A 22,495-nucleotide genomic window follows, 5' to 3' on the forward strand; every position below is an offset into this window, starting at 1 on the left:
GATCCTTGGGCGATCCAGCAGGTGTCAGAGGTGGTTCAGAGGTTGCACTGCTGACGCAGGTCTTCGCGGCGCAGGTCGAGCACGGTGCGCTGAGCGAAGGACAGCTCGAGGTCCTCCGCCTGGGGCTCGGCGAGGAGGTCGAAGTAGTCACAGGCGTCGACCACGCTCACGATGCCCCGTTCGGGGTCGAGGGAGTTGACGTCGATCGGGTCACCCTCAATCGAGAACCGCACGCCGTCGATCTCCTCGAGCGCCGTGACGCTCATCACCATCTGGCCGATGGCCCGGCTGCGGCCCGGGCCGACCACGTCCTCGAAGTCCTCTGACAGGTCCACCTCGACCAACCCGTCGACGGTGAGGAGGCCCAGGAGCCGGGTCGCGGCAGGGATCGAGCTCGACAGCCCCGTGCCCTCGGACTCATCGGGCGCGACTAGGAGCGATTCGATGACAGCGGTGGGCGTACGCGCCGGTATCTGGCGGGCGACCGGCACGAGGCTGTCCGCCTGCACGAAGTAGAGGTTGAACTTCTCCGGCCCCGTGGAACCGGGTGCCTCGGTGGTGGTCGTGCTCGTGGTGACGGGCAGCGCACGCGGATCGGAGTCGGTGCCGATCCCGCACGCCGCAGCCGCGATTGCGGTGATCGTGACTGCGAACACCATGCGGATGATCGGAGTGCCGCTCACCGGTCATCCTCCTCGCTCGGGCCGGGGATCACGATCGCGCGGTGCTCGCCCGTGAGCGTGAGGTTGCTGGTCGACTCGGGTGTTGCGGCGGCCAGATCGTCCGGATCCGAGATGTCGTGGTGGACCTCGAGCAGCGGCAGCTCGACTGTGAACCTCGCCCCCTGGCCACCGTCCTCGCGGTCCTCGACCCAGACCCGCCCGGCCTGCAACCTCGCGTGCTCCGCGGCGAGGGCCAAGCCGAGGCCCACGCCGATGTCGGCACCGCGGGCGCCGCCCTGGTCGCCACGGTTGAAGCGGTCGAACACGGCCTCCCGCTGATCCACAGGTACGCCGGGGCCGGCGTCCTCCACCGCGATGCGCACGGTTGGCTCGCCGCTCGTGTGCTCCGGGTCAGGATCGTGGCGCGACACCGACACCGACGTTGCGCCGCCCCCATACTTCTCGGCGTTGTTGAGGAAGTTGGCGAGGATCTGGGCAAGTCGACGCTTGTCGCATGCAATGACGAGGGATTCCACCTCGGGGTCTGCCTCGACCGGAACGCCTCCATCGGTGAGCGTCGCGACGGTGCTGCGCACCATCGGTGCCAGCGCCACGTCGTCGAGTTCGAGTCGGACCGCACCGGCATCGAAGCGCGAGATCTCGAGCAGGTCCTCCACGAGCTGGGTGAAGCGGTCGACGTCCAGTGCGAGCAGGTCCAGAGCCTGGCGGGCGCGCTCGGGCATCTCGTCGCGGTTGTTGTCGAGCACCTGGAGCCCTGCGTTGAGGGTTGTGAGAGGCGAACGCAGCTCATGGCTCACGTCGCTGGCGAAGCGGGCGTCGCGGTTGATGCGTGTCTGCAGAGCCTGGAGCATGCCGTTGAAGTTGGCCACGAGTGGTGCCAGGTCGGGATCGTGGCGGTACTGGGAGTAGTCGAGTCGGGTATCGAGCTGTCCGGCGGCGACGGATTGTGCCGCGAGGCTCACGCGGGTCAGCGGCCGGATGGTGTACCGGCTCGCCCAGTAGCCCACAAGCGCCGCCACCACCGTGGAGCCGATCACGGCGGCTGCAAGGGCGAGCCGGATCGATTCGAGTGCGTCGGTGATGTCCTCGAGTTCGGTCACCTCGAAGAACGCCGCTGACTGGTCCGGGATGGGAACGGCCACGCCGATGACCGTCCCCTCCTCCGACCCGAACCGCATGATGACGGGGTCCTCCTCGGTGAAGCCCGCGTCGCGCAACTCCTCCGGAAGCTGGTCGAGCGTCCAGCGCGGGTCCAGCGGCTGAGAGCCGGCGCCCAGGTCCCAGGCCACTATCGGCTTGCCGGCATCGCTGAGGGAACTGAGCGCGCTCTCGAGCTCGTTGCTGTCGGCCTCGGAGAGGTTGCGTCCCGACAGCACGGTGGCGTTGCGCAGGGCACGCCGGCTCGCGACCTCCTCGCGGGCATCGAGCAGGTTCTGGCGGGCCACCGCGTAGACCGTCAGCGAGACGGCGGTGGACAGCAGCAGCGAGAGCATTGCGACCGCGAACGCGATGCGGGTACGGAGTCCGAACCGAATCTCGCGCCCCGCGTACTGGTGCGCGTTCACATCAACCCTGCAGCTTGTACCCGAGCCCGCGCACGGTCACCACATGGGTCGGGTTTGCCGGGTCGGGTTCGACCTTGGTGCGCAGGCGCCGGATGTGCACGTCGACGAGTCGTCCGTCGCCGAACACCCCATGGCCCCAGACCCGTTCGAGCAGGTCCTCGCGGGACAGCACGACGCCGGGTTGGGCGGCGAGCTCCACCAGGAGCCTGAACTCGGTCTTGGTGAGGTGCACCGGTTCGCCGTCGCGCAGAACCACGCCTTCCTGGGGCACCACCTCGAGCTCGCCGAACACGAGGTGTGGACTGCCGGGGGCGGGCGTGCGTGCCCTTCGCAACATCGCACGGATCCGCGCCGAGAGCTCCTTCGGCACGAAAGGCTTGGTCAGGTAGTCATCCGCGCCGGCCTCCAGGCCCGCCACCACGTCGTGGGTGTCCGCACGCGCGGTCACCATCACGATGGGCACGTCGCTCTGGCGCCGGATGGAGCGGCACACTTCGAAACCGTCTATGCCCGGCAACATGATGTCGATCAGTACCACGTCCGCATTGGAGGAGCCGAACGTGGCGATCGCGTCCTCGCCGGTTTCGGACTCGATCACGTTCCAGCCCTCGTCTTCGAGCGCGAGCCGCACCGAGGTGCGGATTCGCTCGTCGTCTTCGACGGTCAGGATTGTCGTACCCACGCCGTGCATTCTCGCCCATGGAAGACCGCTGCGGGGGACAAAGGCCATCTGAAGCTGCGCGGGGGTCCGTCCGGGGCCCGTCGGCGTGTACCACCGACCCCGGAACAGCCGGCATCCAGCCCGCATCCGGCAGGTGTGCGTGGACGCTGGGGGGATTACCCAGCCGATTGGGCCTTGTGGTGGGGCAGAAGTGCGAGAAAATGCTCAGGTAGGTGCTGGGGTGGACCGATTGGAAGCCAAGGAGCTGACCCATGGCAAACGACACCCCAATGGAGGACCTGGGCGGTACCTCATCGGATGCGGGCCTGCCGCTTCCGGGTCACGAGCCCGTTGCGGTCCTCGAAGCGCCCCCTGAGAGGGTTGGGCTGCTGCTGGCGGAGGCACGCACCCGACAGGGACTAGGTCTCGAACAGGTCGCCGACCAGCTCGACGGAGACGTCGACGCGACGAGGCTGATGGCGCTCGAGAGCGGCGCCATCGAGGTCTCACCAGATGTGTTCGAAGAGCTCGGGCGGATCTACGGCGTGGCGCCGGAAGACATCGTGCCGCCGCGCAGCCAGCTGATCGTCGACCTCAACGAGGGCTACCTGAGGGCCGGTCCCGACATCTCGCTGCTGAGCGACGGAGTGGGTCGCAAGGCCGTGCTCAACAGCTACCTCGAGATGGTGTGGGAGCTGCGCCACGTCGACCGCGGCACGGTGATTCCGTTGCGGGGCGCCGACCTCAAGGCGCTCGCCGGCCAGCTCGGTGCGGCGCCCGCAGATCTCGAGTCCGACCTGCGCAGGCTGATGGCGAGCGAGCATCGAGTCGGGCGCACCAAGGTGCTCGTGAGCCTGGGCGTGGCCCTGGCCGTGGTTACCGGCGGGGTGCTCACCTTCCAGGCGATCAACGATGGCGCCGGCGAGGTGGAGCCGACGGTCAATGTGTTCGAGCCGGCCCCTGAGCTGTCCCAGCTGCCGCCCAATCCGAACGTCGACATCGGCGATACAGCCACGGTCGAGCGAAGCGGCCAGGACCCGGCACCCGGCAGTGGCGACCTGTCCCAGCTGCCGCCCAATCCCAACGTCGACATCGGCGACGCCGCCACCCTCGAAAGAGATGGTGCGGGACCCGGTACCGAACTCGAGGCGCTGCCGCCGGCCCCGGAGGCATCGGTCGGCGACGCCGCTGTCGTGGAGCGCAAACCCGACGGCACGCCGGGCGAGCAGCAGACCCGCTGACCGGGGTCTCGCACATCACGCGGCTCAGAGCCCGCTCGCTCCTGCGGTGAGCAACAGGTCGCGCAGTTCGGCCGTTCGGTCCGGGTGGCAAGCCAGCACCGATCCCGGCCTCGGCGGGCCGCCCTCGATCGCTTCCACTGCGGCACCGGCTTCCATGGCCACCAGCAGTCCGCCGGCCAGGTCCCACCATGAGAGGCCCACCTCGTAGTACGCGTCGACGCGGCCGGCCGCGACCGAACACAGGTCCACCGCAGCGGCTCCCATCCGACGGATGTCGCGTATGTCGGCGAGAATCGAGGCCACCACCTGCCCCTGGTTCGAGCGGCGCGCCGGGTCGTACCCGAAGCCCGTTGCAACCAGCATCTGCGAGAGCGGCGGTGGGGCCCCGAGCTGCAGCCGCTCGCCGTTGCAGAACGCACCCATGTCGCGTGAAGCGCTGTAGGTGCGACCGTGGGTCGGGTCCTCCACCACTGCCGCCACGGGTTGTCCGTCGACCCAGGCGGCCACGGACACCGCGTAGCCGGGGTGGTCATAGACGTAGTTGGTCGTGCCGTCGATCGGGTCCACCCACCATGTGACGCCGGTGTCGGTGGCGGTGCCGCCGTCCTCCTCGCCGATGACCGCGTCCGCGGGCCGGCGCCTTTGGATGATCCTGCGCACGAGGGCCTCGGACGAGCGGTCCATGTTGGTCACGTGGTCGGTGGCGCTCGACTTGGTCTCGACGGTCAGGTCGGCCGGACGGCTGCCGTGCACGAGCTCCGCAGCTGCGCTCGCCGCTTGCAGCGCGACGTCGAGAAGCTCGGCGGTCAGGTCCGGATCGACGTCGGGGGTCGCCAACTCGGCTCAGCTCCTGCGCGCCGAGCGCTCGGCGCGGGCCGCGCGCACGGCCTCTGGTCCCTGGCGGCGGATCGTCTGCCACTCGCCGAGGGCGCGCAGCGTGAGCACGGCGATGACCGCCACTCCGCCCGCGAATCCGAGGCCGACCAGCAGGGTCAGGAACCCCGTGGCAACAGAGCCGAAACCACCGAGCTCGCCGAACGCATAGCCGATGAACCCTCCGGCTGCCGCTCCGATGAACACTGAGAGGAAGGCGAGAACCCGCGCCGCCACGGGCGGTAGCGCGGTCTGTGGCAGGCCTTCGCCCCGCTCGGGCAGGCCTTCGCTGCCTGAGGCCGGACCAGCGGTCTGTGGGCTGTCGTTCACGACCCTGATTGTACGGCCGCACGCGGTGCGGCTCCCATCGGTGGCCGGGTCATTCGCCGTGACAGACTGGGCGGGTGCATGAGTGGCTGGTTGGTGGTGCCGTCATCGAGTCGGCGGTCATGGGCAAGGTGGTGGGTCGCGCCGGGCCAGAGTCGACCGACCCCGGGTTGTTGTTGGTGCAGAACGTGCGCCGTGGCGGAATCATCGACTGGACGCCTCCCGGAGGGGTGATCGACGAGGGCGAGGAAGTGGTGGGTGGCCTCACCCGCGAGGTGGTCGAGGAGACCGGATTGTCGGTGACGGCCTGGAGTGGGCCGCTCTATGAAATCACCGCCCGGGCACCCGGGCTCGGCTGGAACCTGCGTGTGGAGGTGTACCGGGCGCTCGGAGTGTCGGGCCGGATGCGCACGGGCCACGACCCCGACGGCATCGTGACCGAGGCCGCCGTGGTGCCCGTGGGGGAGTGCGAAGGCCGGCTGTGTGACGCACATCCCTGGGTGCGCGAGCCCCTGGTGGAATGGATGGCCCAGCGCTGGGACCACCCCCGCAGCTTCGAGTACCTGGTGGAGGGCACCGACCACCGCAGCCTCGAGATCACGCGTGTCGACCGTGGGTGAAGGCTGCGAATGCCCTCATTTTTCGACGCTGGCGGAGCCGGGGGGTCCACAAACGGCGGTAGCGTGTGTCATCATGCAGTTCATCGGACGTCAGGGGGTCACCGCCCATGCCGCTCTCTGAAGACGAGCAGCGCATCCTGAGTGAGATCGAGAGCCAGCTGAGGGAGTCGGATCCCGATCTGGCAGATCAGGTCTCCAAGACAACGGTCTACCGTGACGCGTTCGGCAAGCTGCGCTGGGCGATCGTGTTGTTCGTTGTCTGGCTTGCCGTGTCGGTACTCCTGCTGAGCATCAACTGGCTGCTCGGCTTCGTCGGGTTCCTCGGCATGTTCGCCACGGCGATGTACATCGAACGGAACCTGCGCCGCGTGGGTCGAGCCGGCATGCAGGAGGCCACCAAGGCCATCCGGCGCAACAGCCTGCGCGACTACATCGACAGTGCAGGCACCCGTGCCCGCGACCGGCTGCGTCGCGACGAGGACACCGACGAGTCCTGAGCACCGGTTCCCGAGCCGATCTCAGCTGCTGGCCGTCTCGGTCGCCCTTTCGAGATCCAGTGCGGTGTCCAACTGGGCGGCCAGTTCGACCAGCGCCAGCTGAGCCGTTTCGCTGTCGACGGCACCCGGCGGCCGCGACGACCACCTTCGCGCCGACTCGAGCTGTGCCAGCACCACCAGCGCCCCGAGCGCCCTGGCCTGGTTGACACGGTGCGCGTACTCGTTGGGGGTCTCGGCCGCGCCGATCGGTGAACCTGCACGCTCGAGCAGTGCGCATGCCCGGTACCAAGCTGTCGACACCGGATCCTGCTCGCGCCGCGGCGGATCGCCGGGACCGCGACGGCGGATCAGCACGACCGCTGCCGCGCCGAGGACGCCCACCGCCAGCAGCGGCAGGATCCAGCGCCACGGTCCGGCCGACTCCTGCTGCTCGGCCCCGCCGGCGTTGACCTGTTCGGTATTGTCGCCGACTCCCTGGTCGGGGTTGGCCTCACCCGCCGATTCCGGCTGTGTGGCCTCGGTGGTGGTGGTCGAGTCGTCAGGCTGGTCGATGCTCTGTTCGGAACCCTCGGGCGGGGCCGCCTGGGCGGGAGGTACCCCGGTGACCTGGGTGGTTGCCGGGTTGCCGCGTCCGGGAGTGGGCTCGAAGGACACCCAGCCGACCCCGTCGATGAGCACCTCGGGCCATGCATGCGCCTGTCGTCCGTAGACGGCCAGTTCGGTGGGGTCGCCCTGCACCGGGTTGCCCGGGGTGAAGCCGACCACCACCCGCGCAGGAATGCCGAGCGATCGTGCTGCAAGCGTGAATGCCGTGGCGAACTGCTGGCAGAATCCGCGCCGCAGGTCGAGGAACGCGGCGAGCGGGTCCCGGCTGGTCGAGTAGTCGACGGTCTCGTCGTAGGTGAACTCGGAGCGGAACCAGTTCTGCAGCGCAAGGGCTGACTCGTAGGTGTCGAGGCCCGAGGTCTGCAGCTGTGCCTCGGCGGCGAGGGTCGTGGGCGTGCCCGATGCATCCAGCAACCGCGGTGTGGCTGCTCCGGGCTGGCGGCCTCCAAGCGTGGCCGGGTCCAGGGCGGGAGTCTCAGCCTCGAAGCGCAACTCGTCTCCGGTGGCGACGTCGCCAGAGCGGCTGATCAGCGAGCCCGAGGCGCGGTCCCAGTTGAGCTCGATGTCGGAGCGCACAGTGAGCGGATCCGGTGGCGACGGGATCCATATGCCCCCGAGTGAGCGAATCGACATCTCAGCGTCCGCGACGGCCGCATCCGCTTCGGCCCCGGGTGCCAGCTCTCCGCCCCTGACCGGCTCGTAGGAGTTGGCCAGGACCCAGATGCCGGCCTCCGGGTCGTACTCCTCGAGAGACGTGAGGCGCCAATAGTCCGGGGTGTCGGTACGCACCGTGAACAGCAGGTCGTTGCTCCGGCTGGACAGGTTGGAGCCGACCTCAACGAAAGGCGAGACGACCGTGCGCGGGCCCCCGTCGCCGAGCCCTCCTCGGCGAAGGTCGACCACAGGATCGTTCTGCACCGGGCTGAGAGGCGTGATCGCCGAGGTGACGGCGAGGGCTCCGATGATGATCGCCAGGCCCGCCGCGAGGGGCCGGGTGATGCCATGGGTGCCATGGGGTTGCCAGCGAAACGCTGCGTTTCGCCACGCCGCCTGGGCCAGCGCGTACCCGCCGATGGCGACGAGCAGCACGGCTGCTGTGGCCGGCCGGGCCTGGTCTCGTGCCACGAAGCCCAGCGCCAGGATCGCCACCACGTGCGGCAGGACCGCTTGCACCGGTGAGCGGACCCGCATGGCGGTGCTGGAGCAGAACAACGCCAGCACCCACACGAGGGCGGCGAGCACGGCCATGTGTCCGGCGCGCGGATCGAGCGGGGCCATGTCCTGGTCGAACACGGCGAAGTCCGAGCGCACCAACTCCGCGAGTTCTGTGAGCGACGCCGGGGTGGGTAGCGGTCCGAAGCGGGCCGCCGGCGCCACCACCCAGGCGAGGAGCGCGAAGCCGAGGAGCAGGTGGGCGACCTCCGAGGCGCCTCCGGACAACGGGGACAGCCGCAGGACGAGCGCGAGCGCCCAGGCCAGTGTGGCCACGGCCACGAGGGTCAGGGTGGGGGCGGGGCTGGAGAAGAGTCTGACCGTAGAGACAGCGAGCGCCAGGCCGGGCAGCAGGCACGAGAGCTCCGCACCCCAGTACCAGCCGCCGGCGGTCGGTGGCAGGGCCGAGGCCGGGCTTCGTGGGCTCATGTCGCGGCCCAGCTGGCTTCGACCGCGGTGCGCCATGCATCGCCGAGGCTCGTGTCGCCGAGCCAGTGCACCAGGCGCGCACCGTGCGGGGTCATGGTCGTGTTCGCTTCGTCGCAGGACACGACCACATCGCAGCCACCGAAGTCAGGAGCAACATCCGCGCGCGATGCGGTGCACAGCACCACGGTGTCTTCGGCGCCCGCGGATACATCGATCGCGACCGTGGGATCGCCGGGGCGCCGGTCGATGGTTGCGAGCGTATCCAGCAGGTCGGCCAGGCCGGAGGCCGTGAGATCACCTGAGTCGGCCGGCTCCGCGCGGTGATCGCCGTCGTCGGTGCCAACGGCGGGGTGCGTTAGCACGAGCCGTATGGTCCGGCCCTCCATGGCCGCGGCGGTGAGCACGCTGGCGGCGGCCTCCACGGCCCGCTCGAACCCACCGGCGGTCGAGTCCGGGCCCTGGTCGAGCACCACGGTCGTGCCCGGAGCCCGCGCCGGTGGCTCGACCTGCACCACGTGTGGCTCGTTGCGCCGCGCCGATGTGCGCCAATGCACCCGGCGCAGGTCGTCGCCGGGCACGTACGGGCGGAGTCCCACGAGGTCCGCGTCGGCGTCCGCACCGGTGAGCGCCGAGCCGCTGTGGCTGCCGGGCGAGGGCATCCGACCTCCCGTGGCGAGGTTGTCGGCAAGCTGGTGCACCTTCGGCCTGACCAGCAGCGCAGCGGTGGTCGCTGCGGGTCGCTCTGTGTGCCACCACCCGAGCGGGTCGGTGAGCAGCACCTGTAGCGGGCCGACCGTGACGAGCCCGCGGGTCGGGGTGGGCAACTCGATGCGAACCGGTGCCGACTGGCCCTCGTCGAGGCGGCCGATGGCGACGATTCCCTGGCCGGCCGTGCCGAGTCTTCCGAACAACCGCGCCTGCGCCGAGGCGTGGGCGCCGGCCACGAACCGAAGCTCGAGCACTGCGGTCTCACCGCGTTCACAGGCGGCGGGCGAGATGGTGGCGCGCAGCTGCGGGGCGCGGGCCAGGCGGACCCAGGCGGCGGTGGCCCCGAGCGCCACCCAACCGGCGACAGCGAGGGCGGCCAGCTCGGGCAGGCCGAACAGCCAAGCGACCACCAGCGCGGCTGCCGCCGTCACGGTGCAGGCCGCGAGGTTGCGGAGGGACAGTCTCATCAGCGGCCCGGACGCCCGCTCAGCCCGGTACGGGTGTGCTCTCGAGCAGGTGTTTCACGAAGGCACCGGCGTCTGCGCCGCGGGCGACGGCGCTGCGTGCGAGCACGATCCGATGCGAGAGAACCGCATCGCCCAGCCTCTTCACGTCATCGGGTGTGACGTAGTCGCGGCCATCGGTGGCAGCCCACACCTTCGATGCGGAGAGCAACCCGAGCGCCGCCCGGGGCGAGACCCCCAGGACGACTTCGGCGTGGTTGCGGCTGCGCTCGGCGAGGTCGACCACGTACCCCGCGACTGCGTCTGCCACGTGCACCCGGCGGGCCACGTCGATCATCGCCGGAACGTCTGTCGCCGACACGGCTCGCGCGACCCGCTCAAGGGACTGGTCGTGGTGGGTCTCCATCAGCAGGGCCTTCTCCTCGGTTGCGCCGGGATACCCGATCGACAGTCGCATCAGGAAGCGGTCGAGCTGGCTCTCTGGCAGCGGGAACGTGCCCTGGTGCTCGAGCGGATTCTGAGTGGCGATCACCATGAATGGCCGCGGCAGTGCCCGGGTGGCGCCGTCGACGGTGACGTGGCGCTCCTCCATTGCCTCCAGCAGCGCCGACTGGGTCTTCGGCGATGCGCGGTTGATCTCGTCGCCGAGCAGCAGGTTCGTGAACACGGGCCCTGGCTTGAACTCGACGCTGCCGTCGTGGGCATGCCAGACCGAGGCGCCGACCACGTCGGCGGGCAGCAGGTCCGGTGTGAACTGCACGCGACCGAACTCGAGTCCGAGTGCCCTCGAAAGCGCCTTTGCGAGGCTGGTCTTGCCGACGCCCGGCACGTCCTCGACGAGCAGATGGCCTTCGGCGAGCAGGCAGGTGAGCGCGGCGCGGATCACGTCGTCCTTGCCCCGGATGGCACGGGCCACCGAGGCGGTGATCCGTGAGAACGCTTCCCCGAACGCGCCCGACGCTGCCGGTTGCGTTCCCGGGTTTTGCGACGTGACGGTCATCTGGGCCTCTTTCCCTCTCCCCGTTGACCCGCGACTGCCTCGCTCCGGTGGAGGACCGGGTCCGCATCGCGGAATGCCAGTGTGGCACCGGTGCAGCCACATTGAGCAACGCCCCATGAGTGTGCCAGACGGAGCCGGTCTAGCGTTGTGGGCATGGACGCCTGTGTGGCGGCGCTCGACGTCGGCGGAACGAAACTCGAAGCAGGAGTGGTCGACGCCTCGGGCACCGTGCTCGCCCGCCACCGAGTCGAGACCGGCGGAGCCGATGGCGAGGAGCTGTTCTCGAGGGCTGCGGGTGTGCTGGCGGACTCGATGGCCGACTGCGGGCGTGAGCCGCTGTGCATCGGGGTTGGCTGCGGTGGTCCCATGACAGGGCCGTCGCCGACCCATCCGCACTCGGGCGCGCAGTCCGTGTCGCCACTCAACATCGCACAGTGGCGCGGCTTCCCGCTCGGGGAGCGGCTGCGCGAACGCTTCGGCCTCGATGCGCGGGTCGACAACGACGCCAAGGCCCTGGCGCTCGGTGAGGGTCGCCACGGCGCGGCGCAGGGGGAGAGGGACTACCTCGCGATGGTCGTGTCCACCGGGGTCGGCGGCGGGATCGTGCTCGATGGCCGGCTTCTCGACGGCAACCACGGCAACGCCGGACACATAGGCCATGTGATCGTGCATCCGAACGGACGCAGGTGCGTGTGCGGGTCGAGGGGGTGCCTGGAGGCAGAGGTCTCCGGCACGGCAATTGCCGAGGCCACGGGTGCGCCGGCCAGGAAGGCCGGCCTCGATGTTCGCGTGCGTGCTGGCAGGCTGGTCGGCAGGGCGGTTGGCTCCGTGTGCTCGTTGCTCGACCTCCGACTGGCGGTCGTGGCGGGATCTGTCGCGTTGGGCTTCGGTGAGCCGTTCTTCGAGGCCGCCCAGGCCGAACTGGACCGTGTGGCGCGCATCGAGTTCGCACGCGGAGCGCAGATCCGTCCGGCCGGTTGTGGCGCGGACGGGCCCCTGCTCGGTGCAGCGGCAGTCGGTTGGGAGCTACTGGATCGCTGCGAGCGTGACGCGCACCGTTCCGGGCCAACGCAGGGCGCGTAGGGTCGCCACCGTGGAGTTCCGAACCCTGCTCGCCGTGATCCTGGCAGTGCTGCCCCGGCCGTCGCTCTGGTGGGTGGCGGCCCGCCAGGCGATCCGGCTCGCTCCGACCAGGTGGTGGTCGACCCCTCCGCACCTCCCGGTGCCACCGGAGGATTACATCCGCTTCAGAATGGTGACCGCCTATGGAGGCGACGGGTCGGCTCCACCGACGCAGGTGGCGCGTGACGTCGTGTCGTACCTCGAGTGGTGCCGCACGTGGCCGTAGGCATCCAGCTGTCCCGGGTGCGCGTGGAACTGCTGTCCGCGCACCGCAGCGCCAACTCGTCACAGCAGTGGCGTGATTCCATCCTGATAGCGGTGCTCGACGCGGATGGCAGCGTCGGTCATTCCGAGTGCCCCACGCTGTCCGGCGGTGGGTACGTGACGGAGAGTTCCGATGCCGCCTGGACCGCGTTGACCGGCGAGCTGGCGGCGGCATGCCTCGCCGACCGGATGCCTGCCGGGTACGCGGCGCCGGCAGCTTCGGCGGCGCTCGCCGATGCGCTGCTCGACCTCCGACTGGGACGCGAAGGGATCTCCCTTGTCGCCCATCTGGCCGCGAGCGCCGGCACCACGCCGAACGCACTCACCGACTGGACTGCCGTGCTGGCCGCACCAGATGAGTCGCCGGGGTGGCTGGCCGAGCAGGCCGCCGCGGCGGTCGGCGCGGGCGCCTCGATGGTGAAACTGAAGGTCTCGGGCCCGGACCGGATCGCTGCGTCGGTGCAGGCGGTCCGGTCCGCCGTTGGCGTACCGGTGGCGATCGACGCCAACGGGTCCCTGGACGTGGCCGAGCTGGGGGCAGTGGACTCCCTCGAACTGGCATACGTCGAGCAGCCGCTTGCCCCCGGCACCCCGTGGGGCGAGATGGCGGTAGCTGCGGGATCGATCGGCACCCCCGTCGCGCTCGACGAGTCACTCGTGTCACTCGACGCGGTGGCCGACGCGATCGGTGCCGGGGCGATGCGGGTCGCGAGCATCAAGCCGGCACGAATCGGCGGGGTGGCCGCCGCAGGAGCAGCGGTATCGCTGTGCGCAGCCCGGGGAGTCGACTGCTTCGTGGGAGGCATGTTCGAGCTGGGCATCGGGCGCGCGGCTGCGCTCGCGGTGGCAGCGCTGCCCGGCTGCACCCTGCCCACCGACCTGGGCCCGTCGAACCGCTATGTGGCCGCGGAGGTGTGTGAGCCCCTGGAGACTTCGGCGGCGGGCCGGATGATCGTGCCCGACGGTGCGGGAATCGGCCGCACGCCCGATGAGTCCTTCATGTCAGCGCACCTGGTCGACCGCGTCACGGTTGGCCGCGCCACGCAGTGACCTCGTCGGGGGTTGGCGTGATGTCGATCGGCTCAGGCGGCAACTCCCAGTCCCGAAGTGCGATGAGGTGCTCGGCCAGCGGGTAGGGGATCGTGCGCTCGCCCGAGGCGATCAGGTCCTCGGCCTCCCACCAGCGCTGCTCACCGAACGCCATGGCCTCCAGGGCCTCGAGACCTTTCGGGCCGGTCGACTCCCCGCTGCAGCGGGCCACGTGGATCCACTCGTCCTGGTCGAAGTGCCATCCGCCGAAGGTGAACTCGACGGCCTGGGTGAACACCACGGGTCCAATCTCGGCGTCCGCGATGCCGGCTTCCTCCCAGAGCTCGCGACGCACCGCATGGTGGGTGTCCTCACCCGGGTCGATTCCACCGCCGGGGACCTCCCACCAGTGCCCGTCGGATCGACGTGCCGCATCGTGCGCCGAAATCCGCAGCACGCGTCCGGCGGGATCGAACACGACCACCCGTGCTGCCTGTCTGCGGCGCGGCCACTTGACCATTCCGGCAGCGTAGGCCGGTGGGGCTACGCTGCCCGCCCATGAACGCACCAAGTGGTACCGACAGCGCTCCCCTCGCCGGCAAGGCCGCACTCGTGACCGGCGGCGGAAGCGGGATAGGCCTCGAGTGCGCCCGACTGCTCGCAGCGGACGGGGCGGCAGTGACAATCTGTGGCCGAACCGAGGATCGGTTGCGGGCCGCGGCGGCGGAACTCGAGTCCGTTGCCCCGAGCGCACAGCACGTGTCGTGGGTGGTGGCCGATGCCAGGGACGAGCAGGCCGTGTCAGCGGCTGTCGCCCGTGCGTCCCAGCACACCGGCGGCCTGGACTTCGCGGTCGCTTCCGCCGGGCGCGGCGGGCTCGGCCCGATTGTCTCCACGCCGCTCGAGGAGTGGGAGGACGTCATGTCCACCAACCTCACGGGCACCTTCTTGCTCTTCAAGCACGCCGGCGCGGCGATCGCGGCCAATGGCGGCGGATCGATGGTGGCGATCAGTTCGATCGCAGCCGCAGTGACCCATCCGTACATGGGCCCGTACTGCGTGTCCAAGGCAGGCATCGACATGTTGGTCCGCAACACGGCCGACGAACTGGGCCGTGCTGGTGTGAGGGTCAACTCGGTGCGCCCGGGAATCGTCGAGACCGATCTCGTGTCCATGGTCATGGACGACGAACAGGTGATGAACAGCTACACCGACAACATGCCCGTTGCCCGCGCTGGGCAGGTCGGCGACGTAGCGTCGCTCGTCAGGTTCCTGCTCGGGCCCGAGTCGACGTGGGTCACCGGCACCTCGGTGAGCGTCGACGGCGGCCACCACCTGCGCCGCGGGCCCGCCTTCGAGCCGGCAGCCACGGCGTTCTTCGGCGAGGCGGCCATCGCCGGGACTCCCGAGGAAGACTGACCTCGCCTTGGAAGCGGGGACACCTGCGCCAGTGACGCTGGCCGACGGTGTCGCCCGCGCCCTGCAGTCGAAGGGCGGATGGGCCGCCGAGGCGTTCGAGGGAACCGCTGGATCCCTGCACGCACTCGAGGTGGGCCCCGGCCGATCGCTGCGCGTGAACTTCGTGCAGTCACCCGCACTGGTGCTCGGCAGCTCGCAGCCGGCTCCGGAATCCCCGGAGGTCGGCCTCGAAGTGGCCCGTAGGCGCTCGGGTGGCGGAGCGGTGTACCTCGCACCGGCGCAGCAGGTCTGGGTGGACCTGGTGCTGGGCGCCGACGACCCGCTCTGGGTCGACGATGTCGGTCTGTCGTCAGCCTGGGTGGGCGATGCCTGGCGCTCGGCCGTAGCAGCGGAGACGGACGTCCCGCCGGAGGTGTTCGCCGGCCCAATGCGGGATCGCCGCCTCGGCGCCGTCGCGTGCTTCGCCGGGGTCGGGCCCGGGGAGGTGGTGGCCGGGGGAAGGAAGCTCGTCGGGGTCTCCCAGCGCCGCACCCGAACCCATGCCAGGTTCCAGACCGTCGCCTACCTGCGCTGGGAGCCTCACCTGCTGGCCACGGCCATGGGCGGGTTGCCCGACGCCGTTCGGGCACGCCTGGTCGAAGGTGTGCAAGCCATCGCACCCCCCGCGACGCCGCTCGACCGCGGCACGCAGTGGGGCGTGGTGGAGCGCCTCGTAGCCGCACTTCCCTGACCCGGCACCACCCAGCGCGAGAGCCGACTCCCTGAATATCACCCTCTGTGGTGCCGCGCGCCCGCAGTGCGGAAATTTCATGCATGAAACTCGTGCGAAGTGGGTGCAAGTGGAATACGGTGGCTCGAAGTGGAGCACAGGGGAAACAGGTGGTGGCACTGGCCAATCACCGGCCCCGCCGGAGAATCGCCGTGGACTTCTGGGAATACAACGAGCACAACATCGACGACAAGGGTCGTCTGGTGCTGCCGTCGTCGTTCCGCAGCGCGTTCGAGCAAGGCGGAGTCCTTACGCTCCAGGGCAACTTCGTGGCGATGATGCAGCCCGCCCGCTGGGAGCAGGTGCTGCGCAACATGGCCGCCAGTGGTGACTACTCGAACCGCGAGCTCAACTACATCAAGTCGTTCGTCACCGTCTTCACCCCCGACGGCCAGAATCGGGTCACCATCCCGGCCCGGCTGCGGGACCGGGTCGACCTCGGCCGCGAGGTGGCCTTGATCGGCATGGGCAACCACATCGCGATCTACCCCCGCGACGCATGGCTGGCAATCGAGTCCGACATGGCTGGCGGCGGCGACCTCGACGACCGGCTCTCGGAGGCGTTGTGATGCACCTCCCCACACTCCTGCCTGCAGGCCCGGCTGCCCACCGCGCCGCGCCCGGGGTGGCTCCGCTCATCTCACAGAGTGCCAATGTCCCCCCGGTGGGCGGGGTCCCGCCCCATGCACCGGTTGGCCCCGCACTCCGTCCGCGCCCAATCGTCCCGACCGGGGAGACATCCCGGCGGGGTTGCGAGGACGGGGTCCCGCCCAGCGGGGGGACCGCACCTGTGAGCCCGGCCGCACGAGCCCGGTCCACAGCGGGGAGTGGCGGTGCCGGATGACTTCGCGCACAGGCCCGTCATGCTCGAGAAGGTCCTCGAGGTTCTCTCCGACGTGCCCGACGGTCTCTATGTCGACGCCACCCTGGGCGGAGGCGGGCACGCCGAGGCCCTGCTCGAGGCGAACCCCGGGCTGCGGCTGCTGGGAATCGACCGCGACGACCGCGCCACCGGGGCGGCGTCACGTCGACTCGACCGCTTCGGCGATCGGGTCGAAATCGTGCGGAGCCCGTTCTCCGCAATCGACGAACTGGTCCTTGAGCGGACCGGAGAAGGAGCAAGTGCCGTGCTGTTTGACCTCGGGGTGAGCTCTCCCCAGCTCGACGAGCCCGACCGCGGGTTCTCCTACCGCGCGGCTGCACCGCTGGACATGCGGATGGACCGGCGCGAACCGCTGAGCGCCGAAGGCGTCGTCAACGACTACTCCTTCGCCCAGCTCCGCCGCCTCATCTCGCGCTACGGCGAAGAGCGCTTCGCCGACCGCATCGCCAGGGCCATCGTGGACGCCAGGCCGGTCGCGGACACCGAACAGCTCGCCGAGATCGTGGCGAACTCCATCCCGGCAGCGGCACGCCGCAAGGGCGGGCACCCGGCGAAGCGGACGTTCCAGGCGATCCGGATCGAGGTCAACAGCGAGCTCGCGGAGCTCGAGACGGCGCTCGACGCAGCACTGTCCTCGCTGACCCTGCACGGCCGCATCGCGGTGCTCTCATACCACTCGCTCGAGGACCGGATGGTGAAGGGAGCGCTCCGTGAAGCCGAGACCGGCGGCTGCACCTGCCCTCCCGGACTCGAGTGCGTCTGCGGGGCCATTCCCACGGTCAAGCTGCTGAGGCGCGGTGCATGGAAGCCCGACGACGCCGAGGTCGAGGCCAACCCGCGTTCCAGGAGCGTGCGCATGCGCGCGGCCGAGGAGCTCGTGGGTGTCGGTGCCGGCGACGGTGATGACGGGGGAGTCGGATGGGCGTCGTGAGTCTGACTGCGGTCCGCGAATCGACGCGCGGCCATGAGAAGCCGCGTGACCGTCGCAAGGCCCGCGGCCCCCAGGGGGCGCGTGACCGTCGTACGAAGAGTGCCAACGGATCGCGACGGACTGGGCCCGGTCGTACCGCACGGCCAGACGCTCGCCGGTCACGCCCCGGGACATCGCGCTCCGACAGGGGCCCAGCCGGTACGAAACGGGCCGCGTCGGCCGGTTCGCAACGCCGCCTTGCCCCGAGCGCGGCTGTCATCGTCGTGGCGATGGTGGCGATGATCGCCATTGCCGTCGGCCTGCAGGCCCAGCGTGTCGTCGGCCAGGACGCGCTGGAAGCCGTCCGCGCCGACATGAGCGAGGAGTCGCGCCGCCAGTCCGAGCTGCGCGCACAGGTGGCCGAGGCCGAGGCGCCGTCGCAGATCCTCGAGTCGGCCGCAGACATCGGAATGATCGAGCCGGCCGCGGTCGTGGCCGTTCCGTCCTCCGCTGTCGTGTCGCCGGTTGATCCGGCGAACGCAGCCGCGGAGGAGCGCGGTTGAGCCAGAAGGGAAGTACCGGCGCCCGACGAGGTCGACCGCGTCGCGGCGATGTTTCGCGCGACGGCTCGGGGGCGAGGCGAGCCGCAAGGGGCAAGGGAACCGGCGATCGCCGCTCCGGGTCACGTCGCCCTGCCGGGGCGGCCAGGGAGCGCACCGCTGCGAAGCCCGCCCGGCGTGGGCGGAAAGGCGGCGCCGGCAGGGGATCCGCCTCCCAGGAAGCGGCACTTGCGCGCCGCCTGAAGGTGGCTGTGGCGATACTGGCCCTCGCGGCGGTGGTGCCCCTGTGGAAGCTGTTCGCGGTCATCGTGTCCGACGGCGAGAGCCTGGCCGGCGCCGGCGCCGTTCAGGGAGTGCGGGAGTTCCCCATAGCGGCACTTCGCGGACCGATACTCGACCGCAACGGCGCCGAGCTCGCAATATCGCTCCCACGGGTGCGGATTGCCGCTGACGCACGTGCGCTGGGGCGTCTGGCGGCCGACGACCCCAGGGCGGAAGGACGGTTCGTTGCCTCGCTCGCCGGCATCACCGACGCCACCGAGGAGGAGCTGATGGCCCGCCTCGATGGCTCCGGCCCGGACGACCCCTGGGTGAAGCTGGTCGACGCGGCCACGCCCGAGCAGGCCGAGCAGGCGCGCAGCGTCCTCACCGAAGAAGGACTCCTGCCCGCGCTGGTCCTGGAGGACACCTCTGTCAGGGTCCATCCCGCCGGGGAGTCCGGCCTGCGGATCGTGGGCACGCTCGGCACGGACGGGCCCGGACCGGGTGCCGGTGTGGAGCGCATGCTCGATGAGGAACTCCAGGGAGTTGCCGGCGCGAAGGTGTTCGAACAGAGCCCGACCGGTGAGGTCATAGCGGGATCCGAGCAGGTCATGAGTTCGCCTGTCGCCGGGGCCACGGTGCATCTCACGCTCGACCGCACCCTGCAGTACGAGGTCGAACGGGTTCTGCTGCGGGGGGCGCAGGCTGCCGGCGCGAACGGTGGCATCGCGATCGTCGGTCGACCCAACACGGGCGAGCTGCTGGCAGTGGCCGGCGTGGAGCGGGACCCCGAGAGCGGCCAGCTCCGCCTCGCTACGTCGGCCAAGGCGTTCTCCGACGCCCACCAGGCAGGATCCGTATTCAAGCTCGTGCCGGTGTCCGCAGCCATCGAGGACGGCCACGTGGGGATCGACTCGGCCATCAGCGTGCCCGGCTCCATCCAGCTCTGGGACCGTACGTTCACGGACCACGATCCTCACCCCACAGAGGCGATGACGGTTCGCGAGATCGTGGCCAACAGCTCCAACGTGGGCACGATCAAGATGGCGCAGATGGTGGGCAGGGAACGCCTCCACGGTGCACTCGTCGACTTCGGCTTCGGGTCCCGCACCGGCATCGCACACCCCGCGGAGTCCACCGGGCTGCTTCCCGAACCGGACCTGTGGAACGGCCCCGACATCGCCGCGAGTGCCATCGGCACCCTGCAGTCCGCCACCGCCGTGCAGCTCTGGTCGGCCTACAACGTGATTGCCAACGACGGGATGTACGTCGCACCACAGCTGGTGGAGCGGGTCGAACGATCCGACGGGACCCTGGTCGAGGCCGACCAGGGCGATCCCCGCAGGGTGGTCTCCGAGCAGACCGCCGAACAGGTGGAACAGGCGCTCGGGGCAGTGCTCACCGAGGGCACCGCGAAGCGTTGGGACATCCCGGGCTTCCCGGCCGCCGCCAAGACCGGCACAAGCCGCATGCCGTCGCCCGAGCGCACCAACGCGGAGGACGGCTACATCTGGCCCGATGGCAACCACCACTGGCTCAACGCATTCACCGGGTACCTGCCCCTGGATGATCCCCAGCTGTCGATCACCGTGCTGTTGGAGGACGTCGACTACGGCCTCACCGGTTCCACCGGCGCGGGCCCCGTCTTCTCCGAGCTGGCCCGCCTCGGGATCCGCGAGCTCGGCATTGCGCCGAGTGAAAGCGCAGTGCCCGGCGCCGACGGGGAGGACGGCCAACAGTCGACCCGGCTGCGCGCCGCGCCTGCCTCGGTCGCCACCACTTCCGTGCCGCCCGCCGGCGACGAGGAAACGTCCCCGGGCGATTCCGAGGATCCTGTGTCCGACAACGAGACCAGCGGGGAATCCGACCGCGGAACCAGCGAGAGTTCCGACGGCGAATCCCGGGGGCCCGATGGCTGAGCGCGGTTCCACCCCTACGGCATCCGACGGCCCCGTCACCACCGGGGTCGTTTCCGCGTTGTGTGGGGCACGCCTGCAGGGCGATCCCGACGTGGTGCTGAGCGGAGCGACCCATGACTCGCGCGAGGTGCGACCGGGTGACCTGTACTGCTGCGTGGTGGGTGCCAGCCACGACGGCCACGACTTCGCTGCCCAGGCCGTCGTCGAGGGTGCTGCTGCGTTGCTGGTGCAGCGCGTGCTCGACCTCGCGGTGCCCCAACTCGTGGTCACCGACGCGCGTGCCGCCATGGCGCCTGCCGCGGCCGCGATCCATGGTGAACCGTCCGCCGCCATCGACGTGGTCGGGGTCACGGGCACCAACGGTAAGACGACGGTGGTGTCGCTGCTCGGCCACATCCTCGCCGAGACCGGGCACGAGGTGGAGGTGATGGGCACGCTCACCGGCGCTCGCACCACGCCCGAAGCCACCGAGGTCCAGCGGCAGCTCGCCGAGGCCCGTGACAGAGGTGTGACCCACGTCGCGATGGAGGTGAGCTCCCACGCCCTGGAGCTGCACCGCGTCGACTCGGTGCACTTCGCGGTAGGTGTCTTCACGAATCTGGGAGCCGACCACCTCGACTTCCACGGCACCGCCGACGCCTACTTCGCGGCCAAGGCCAGGCTGTTCGAGGCGGGTCGCTCGGCGGTGGCAGTCCTGAATCTGGACGACCCACGGGGTCGCAGCCTGGCCGAGAGCGTGGAGGTTCCGGTCGTCGGGTACTCGGTGGCGACGCTCGAGGAGTTGCACCTGCACGAGGTGCCGGCCCGGTTCCGTTGGCGTGGCCAGGACGTGGCGCTGCCCATGGCCGGGGCACACAACGTGTCCAATGCCCTGGCGGCCGCCGAGTCCGCGGTGGCCGTGGGGGTCGACCCTGCCGGCGTGGCTCGGGCGCTCCGCAGCGCGGCACAGGTGCCCGGCCGGTTCGAACGGGTGGACAACCGGATGGGGGCGACGGTGGTCGTCGACTACGCCCACACCCCGGACGCCCTCGAGGCAGCGCTGGTGGCCGCCTCTGACCTACGTCAACCCGGTGGTGAGGTCTGGGTGGTGTTCGGCTGCGGGGGCGACCGAGACCAGGCCAAACGTCCGCAGATGGGGGCGGTGGCCAGTTCGGGAGCCGACCACGTGGTTGTGACGAGCGACAACCCCCGCTCGGAGGATCCGCTTCGCATCATCGAGGCGATCCGGTCAGGATGCACCGGTGAGCCGATTGTGGAGCCAGACCGCCGGGCAGCCATCGCCGCCGCATTGGGCCGGGCCGGAGACAACGACGTGGTGCTGATAGCCGGCAAGGGCCATGAGCAGGGTCAGGTCTTCGCTGACAGAACCGAGCCGTTCGACGACCGCGACGTGGCACGCGAGTTGCTCCGCGCGGACGGCGCTGCCGACCGGGGCAGTCCGGCGTGATCCGGCTCCTTCTCGCAACCGGCATCGCCACCCTCGTGTCGTGGGGGGGCACACGGTTCCTGATCGTTGGCCTCACCAGGCGCCGAATCGGCCAGCCGATCCACGAGGACGTACCCGAGGGACACACCGTCAAGGCAGGCACACCCACGATGGGCGGGGTAGCGATCGTGGCGGGCGCCCTTGCCGGCTACATCGTGTCCGACCTCTACGACGCAGTGTTCACGTGGCGCGGCATCATCACGATGGCGGCGATCCTCGGCGCCGGGATCGTCGGGTTCCTCGATGACTGGCTGAAGATCTCGCGGGAGCGCAACCTGGGCCTCAACAAGCGGGCCAAGATGATCGGGCTGCTGGTCGTGGCCGGCGGCTTCGCCGGCGGGATGCTCTGGCAGACCAACGTGCAGACGACCATCAGCTTCACGCGGTGGGACGACATCGGTTGGCAGATCGGCGAAGTCGGCTGGGCGGTCTGGGCGATCCTGCTGATCCTCGGCGCGTCGAATGCGGTCAACCTCACCGACGGGCTGGACGGCCTGGCGGCTGGTTCGGGTGCCCTCGTGTTCGCGGCCTACGTGTTCATCGGCTACTGGATCTTCCGTCACCCCGGATACGGGATCTCGGTCGGCCTCGACCTGGCCGTCGTGGCCGCCGCGATGATGGGCGCGTGTGCGGGGTTCCTGTGGTGGAACGCGGCCCCCGCACAGATCTTCATGGGAGACACCGGCTCGCTTGCCATCGGCACAGGCCTCGCCGCGCTCGCGCTCTCATCGTCGACGGCTCTGCTGCTTCCCATCGTCGGCTTCATCTTCGTGGCCGAGACCGTCTCGGTGATCATCCAGGTCGTCGGCTTCCGCACCACCGGGAAACGGGTGTTCAGGATGGCGCCCATCCACCACCACTTCGAGCTGCGCGGGTGGCCGGAGACCACGGTGATCGTGAGGTTCTGGATGATCACCGGGGCCTGCACCGCACTCGGCATAGCGCTGTTCTACCGGGAGTTCCTGCGCGCCGGGGACCTGACCTGAC

At 70.0% G+C, this 22,495-nt stretch carries 22 protein-coding genes and 1 pseudogene; 14 read left to right on the top strand and 9 right to left on the bottom strand.

What is annotated here, in order from left to right; translation table 11 throughout:
• Nucleotides 1–35: 35 nt before the first annotated feature.
• From GY812_15100 to GY812_15110, 3 genes are read right to left on the bottom strand one after another with little or no spacing between them, the layout of a single operon-like run.
• A complete protein-coding gene (locus tag GY812_15100; GenBank protein ID MCP4436808.1) occupies nt 36–683 on the bottom strand; it encodes a GerMN domain-containing protein in 648 nt (215 codons plus the stop codon).
• Nucleotides 680–2,248, bottom strand: coding sequence for a HAMP domain-containing histidine kinase (locus GY812_15105; protein MCP4436809.1), 1,569 nt, complete (start codon nt 2,246–2,248; stop codon nt 680–682). Before GY812_15105 ends, GY812_15100 begins: the two co-directional genes overlap by 4 nt.
• Before the next feature lies 1 nt (nt 2,249).
• Nucleotides 2,250–2,939 carry a response regulator transcription factor gene (locus GY812_15110; protein ID MCP4436810.1) on the bottom strand — a complete coding sequence of 230 codons (690 nt, stop codon included), beginning with the start codon at nt 2,937–2,939 and terminating at the stop codon, nt 2,250–2,252.
• Nucleotides 2,940–3,181: 242 nt separating this feature from the next.
• On the opposite strand from GY812_15110, the gene GY812_15115 reads away from it, so the two are divergent.
• Nucleotides 3,182–4,150: a helix-turn-helix domain-containing protein gene (locus GY812_15115; protein MCP4436811.1), complete on the top strand. Its 969-nt coding sequence runs from the start codon at nt 3,182–3,184 to the stop codon at nt 4,148–4,150.
• A 24-nt stretch (nt 4,151–4,174) separates the two neighbouring features.
• On the opposite strand, the gene GY812_15120 is transcribed toward GY812_15115, so the two are convergent.
• Together GY812_15120 and GY812_15125 are read right to left on the bottom strand one after the other, a co-directional pair.
• Nucleotides 4,175–4,987: an inositol monophosphatase gene (locus GY812_15120; protein MCP4436812.1), complete on the bottom strand. Its 813-nt coding sequence runs from the start codon at nt 4,985–4,987 to the stop codon at nt 4,175–4,177.
• Nucleotides 4,988–4,993: 6 nt separating this feature from the next.
• Nucleotides 4,994–5,353: a hypothetical protein gene (locus GY812_15125; GenBank protein ID MCP4436813.1), complete on the bottom strand. Its 360-nt coding sequence runs from the start codon at nt 5,351–5,353 to the stop codon at nt 4,994–4,996.
• A 74-nt stretch (nt 5,354–5,427) separates the two neighbouring features.
• Between GY812_15125 and GY812_15130 the strand changes: the two genes are divergently transcribed.
• Nucleotides 5,428–5,970, top strand: coding sequence for an NUDIX hydrolase (locus GY812_15130; protein MCP4436814.1), 543 nt, complete (start codon nt 5,428–5,430; stop codon nt 5,968–5,970).
• A gap of 107 nt (nt 5,971–6,077) precedes the next feature.
• Nucleotides 6,078–6,467, top strand: coding sequence for a DUF3040 domain-containing protein (locus GY812_15135; protein MCP4436815.1), 390 nt, complete (start codon nt 6,078–6,080; stop codon nt 6,465–6,467).
• Nucleotides 6,468–6,488: 21 nt separating this feature from the next.
• On the opposite strand, the gene GY812_15140 is transcribed toward GY812_15135, so the two are convergent.
• The 3 genes from GY812_15140 to GY812_15150 all read right to left on the bottom strand — a co-directional run bounded on the left by GY812_15140 (nt 6,489) and on the right by GY812_15150 (nt 10,886).
• Nucleotides 6,489–8,714: a transglutaminase domain-containing protein gene (locus tag GY812_15140; protein MCP4436816.1), complete on the bottom strand. Its 2,226-nt coding sequence runs from the start codon at nt 8,712–8,714 to the stop codon at nt 6,489–6,491.
• Complete coding sequence (locus GY812_15145; protein MCP4436817.1) at nt 8,711–9,373, bottom strand: DUF58 domain-containing protein; 663 nt, start codon at nt 9,371–9,373, stop codon at nt 8,711–8,713. The genes GY812_15140 and GY812_15145 overlap by 4 nt, the downstream gene beginning before the upstream one ends.
• Before the next feature lie 535 nt (nt 9,374–9,908).
• On the bottom strand, nt 9,909–10,886 hold the full coding sequence (locus GY812_15150; protein ID MCP4436818.1) for a MoxR family ATPase: 978 nt from the start codon (nt 10,884–10,886) through the stop codon (nt 9,909–9,911).
• A 153-nt stretch (nt 10,887–11,039) separates the two neighbouring features.
• On the opposite strand from GY812_15150, the gene GY812_15155 reads away from it, so the two are divergent.
• Genes GY812_15155 through GY812_15165 form a run of 3 tightly spaced genes read left to right on the top strand, consistent with a single transcriptional unit; the run spans nt 11,040 to nt 13,322 of the window.
• The gene (locus tag GY812_15155) at nt 11,040–11,969 is read left to right on the top strand and encodes an ROK family protein (GenBank protein MCP4436819.1); all 930 of its coding nucleotides are present in this window, start codon (nt 11,040–11,042) and stop codon (nt 11,967–11,969) included.
• Nucleotides 11,970–11,979: 10 nt separating this feature from the next.
• Nucleotides 11,980–12,234, top strand: a complete 255-nt coding sequence (locus GY812_15160) for a hypothetical protein (GenBank protein ID MCP4436820.1) — start codon at nt 11,980–11,982, stop codon at nt 12,232–12,234.
• On the top strand, nt 12,225–13,322 hold the full coding sequence (locus GY812_15165; protein ID MCP4436821.1) for a hypothetical protein: 1,098 nt from the start codon (nt 12,225–12,227) through the stop codon (nt 13,320–13,322). Before GY812_15160 ends, GY812_15165 begins: the two co-directional genes overlap by 10 nt.
• Here GY812_15165 and GY812_15170 read toward each other — a convergent pair.
• Nucleotides 13,297–13,821: an NUDIX domain-containing protein gene (locus GY812_15170; GenBank protein ID MCP4436822.1), complete on the bottom strand. Its 525-nt coding sequence runs from the start codon at nt 13,819–13,821 to the stop codon at nt 13,297–13,299. The genes GY812_15165 and GY812_15170 overlap by 26 nt on opposite strands.
• 38 nt (nt 13,822–13,859) lie before the next feature.
• Here GY812_15170 and GY812_15175 point away from each other — a divergent pair, with 38 nt between their 5' ends.
• The 8 genes and pseudogenes from GY812_15175 (at nt 13,860) to GY812_15210 (ending at nt 22,494) form a co-directional block, all read left to right on the top strand.
• The gene (locus GY812_15175) at nt 13,860–14,720 is read left to right on the top strand and encodes an SDR family oxidoreductase (GenBank protein MCP4436823.1); all 861 of its coding nucleotides are present in this window, start codon (nt 13,860–13,862) and stop codon (nt 14,718–14,720) included.
• Between the two features lie 31 nt (nt 14,721–14,751).
• Nucleotides 14,752–15,450, top strand: a complete 699-nt coding sequence (locus GY812_15180; GenBank protein ID MCP4436824.1) for a hypothetical protein — start codon at nt 14,752–14,754, stop codon at nt 15,448–15,450.
• Nucleotides 15,451–15,641: 191 nt separating this feature from the next.
• Nucleotides 15,642–16,058 carry a hypothetical protein gene (locus tag GY812_15185; GenBank protein MCP4436825.1) on the top strand — a complete coding sequence of 139 codons (417 nt, stop codon included), beginning with the start codon at nt 15,642–15,644 and terminating at the stop codon, nt 16,056–16,058.
• Nucleotides 16,059–16,352: 294 nt separating this feature from the next.
• Nucleotides 16,353–17,303 (top strand): 16S rRNA (cytosine(1402)-N(4))-methyltransferase RsmH, encoded by a 951-nt coding sequence (gene rsmH, locus GY812_15190; GenBank protein MCP4436826.1) that lies wholly within the window; start codon nt 16,353–16,355, stop codon nt 17,301–17,303.
• 269 nt (nt 17,304–17,572) lie between these two features.
• Nucleotides 17,573–17,845 (top strand): hypothetical protein, encoded by a 273-nt coding sequence (locus tag GY812_15195; GenBank protein MCP4436827.1) that lies wholly within the window; start codon nt 17,573–17,575, stop codon nt 17,843–17,845.
• A gap of 248 nt (nt 17,846–18,093) precedes the next feature.
• A complete protein-coding gene (locus GY812_15200; protein MCP4436828.1) occupies nt 18,094–20,022 on the top strand; it encodes a penicillin-binding protein 2 in 1,929 nt (642 codons plus the stop codon).
• A pseudogene (locus GY812_15205) lies at nt 20,001–21,469 on the top strand (UDP-N-acetylmuramoyl-L-alanyl-D-glutamate--2,6-diaminopimelate ligase). Before GY812_15200 ends, GY812_15205 begins: the two are co-directional and overlap by 22 nt.
• Nucleotides 21,466–22,494, top strand: coding sequence for a phospho-N-acetylmuramoyl-pentapeptide-transferase (locus tag GY812_15210; GenBank protein MCP4436829.1), 1,029 nt, complete (start codon nt 21,466–21,468; stop codon nt 22,492–22,494). Before GY812_15205 ends, GY812_15210 begins: the two are co-directional and overlap by 4 nt.
• Nucleotide 22,495: the final 1 nt, after the last annotated feature.

Source organism: Actinomycetes bacterium (assembly GCA_024222295.1).
Taxonomy (GTDB): Bacteria; Actinomycetota; Acidimicrobiia; order Acidimicrobiales; family Microtrichaceae; genus JAAEPF01.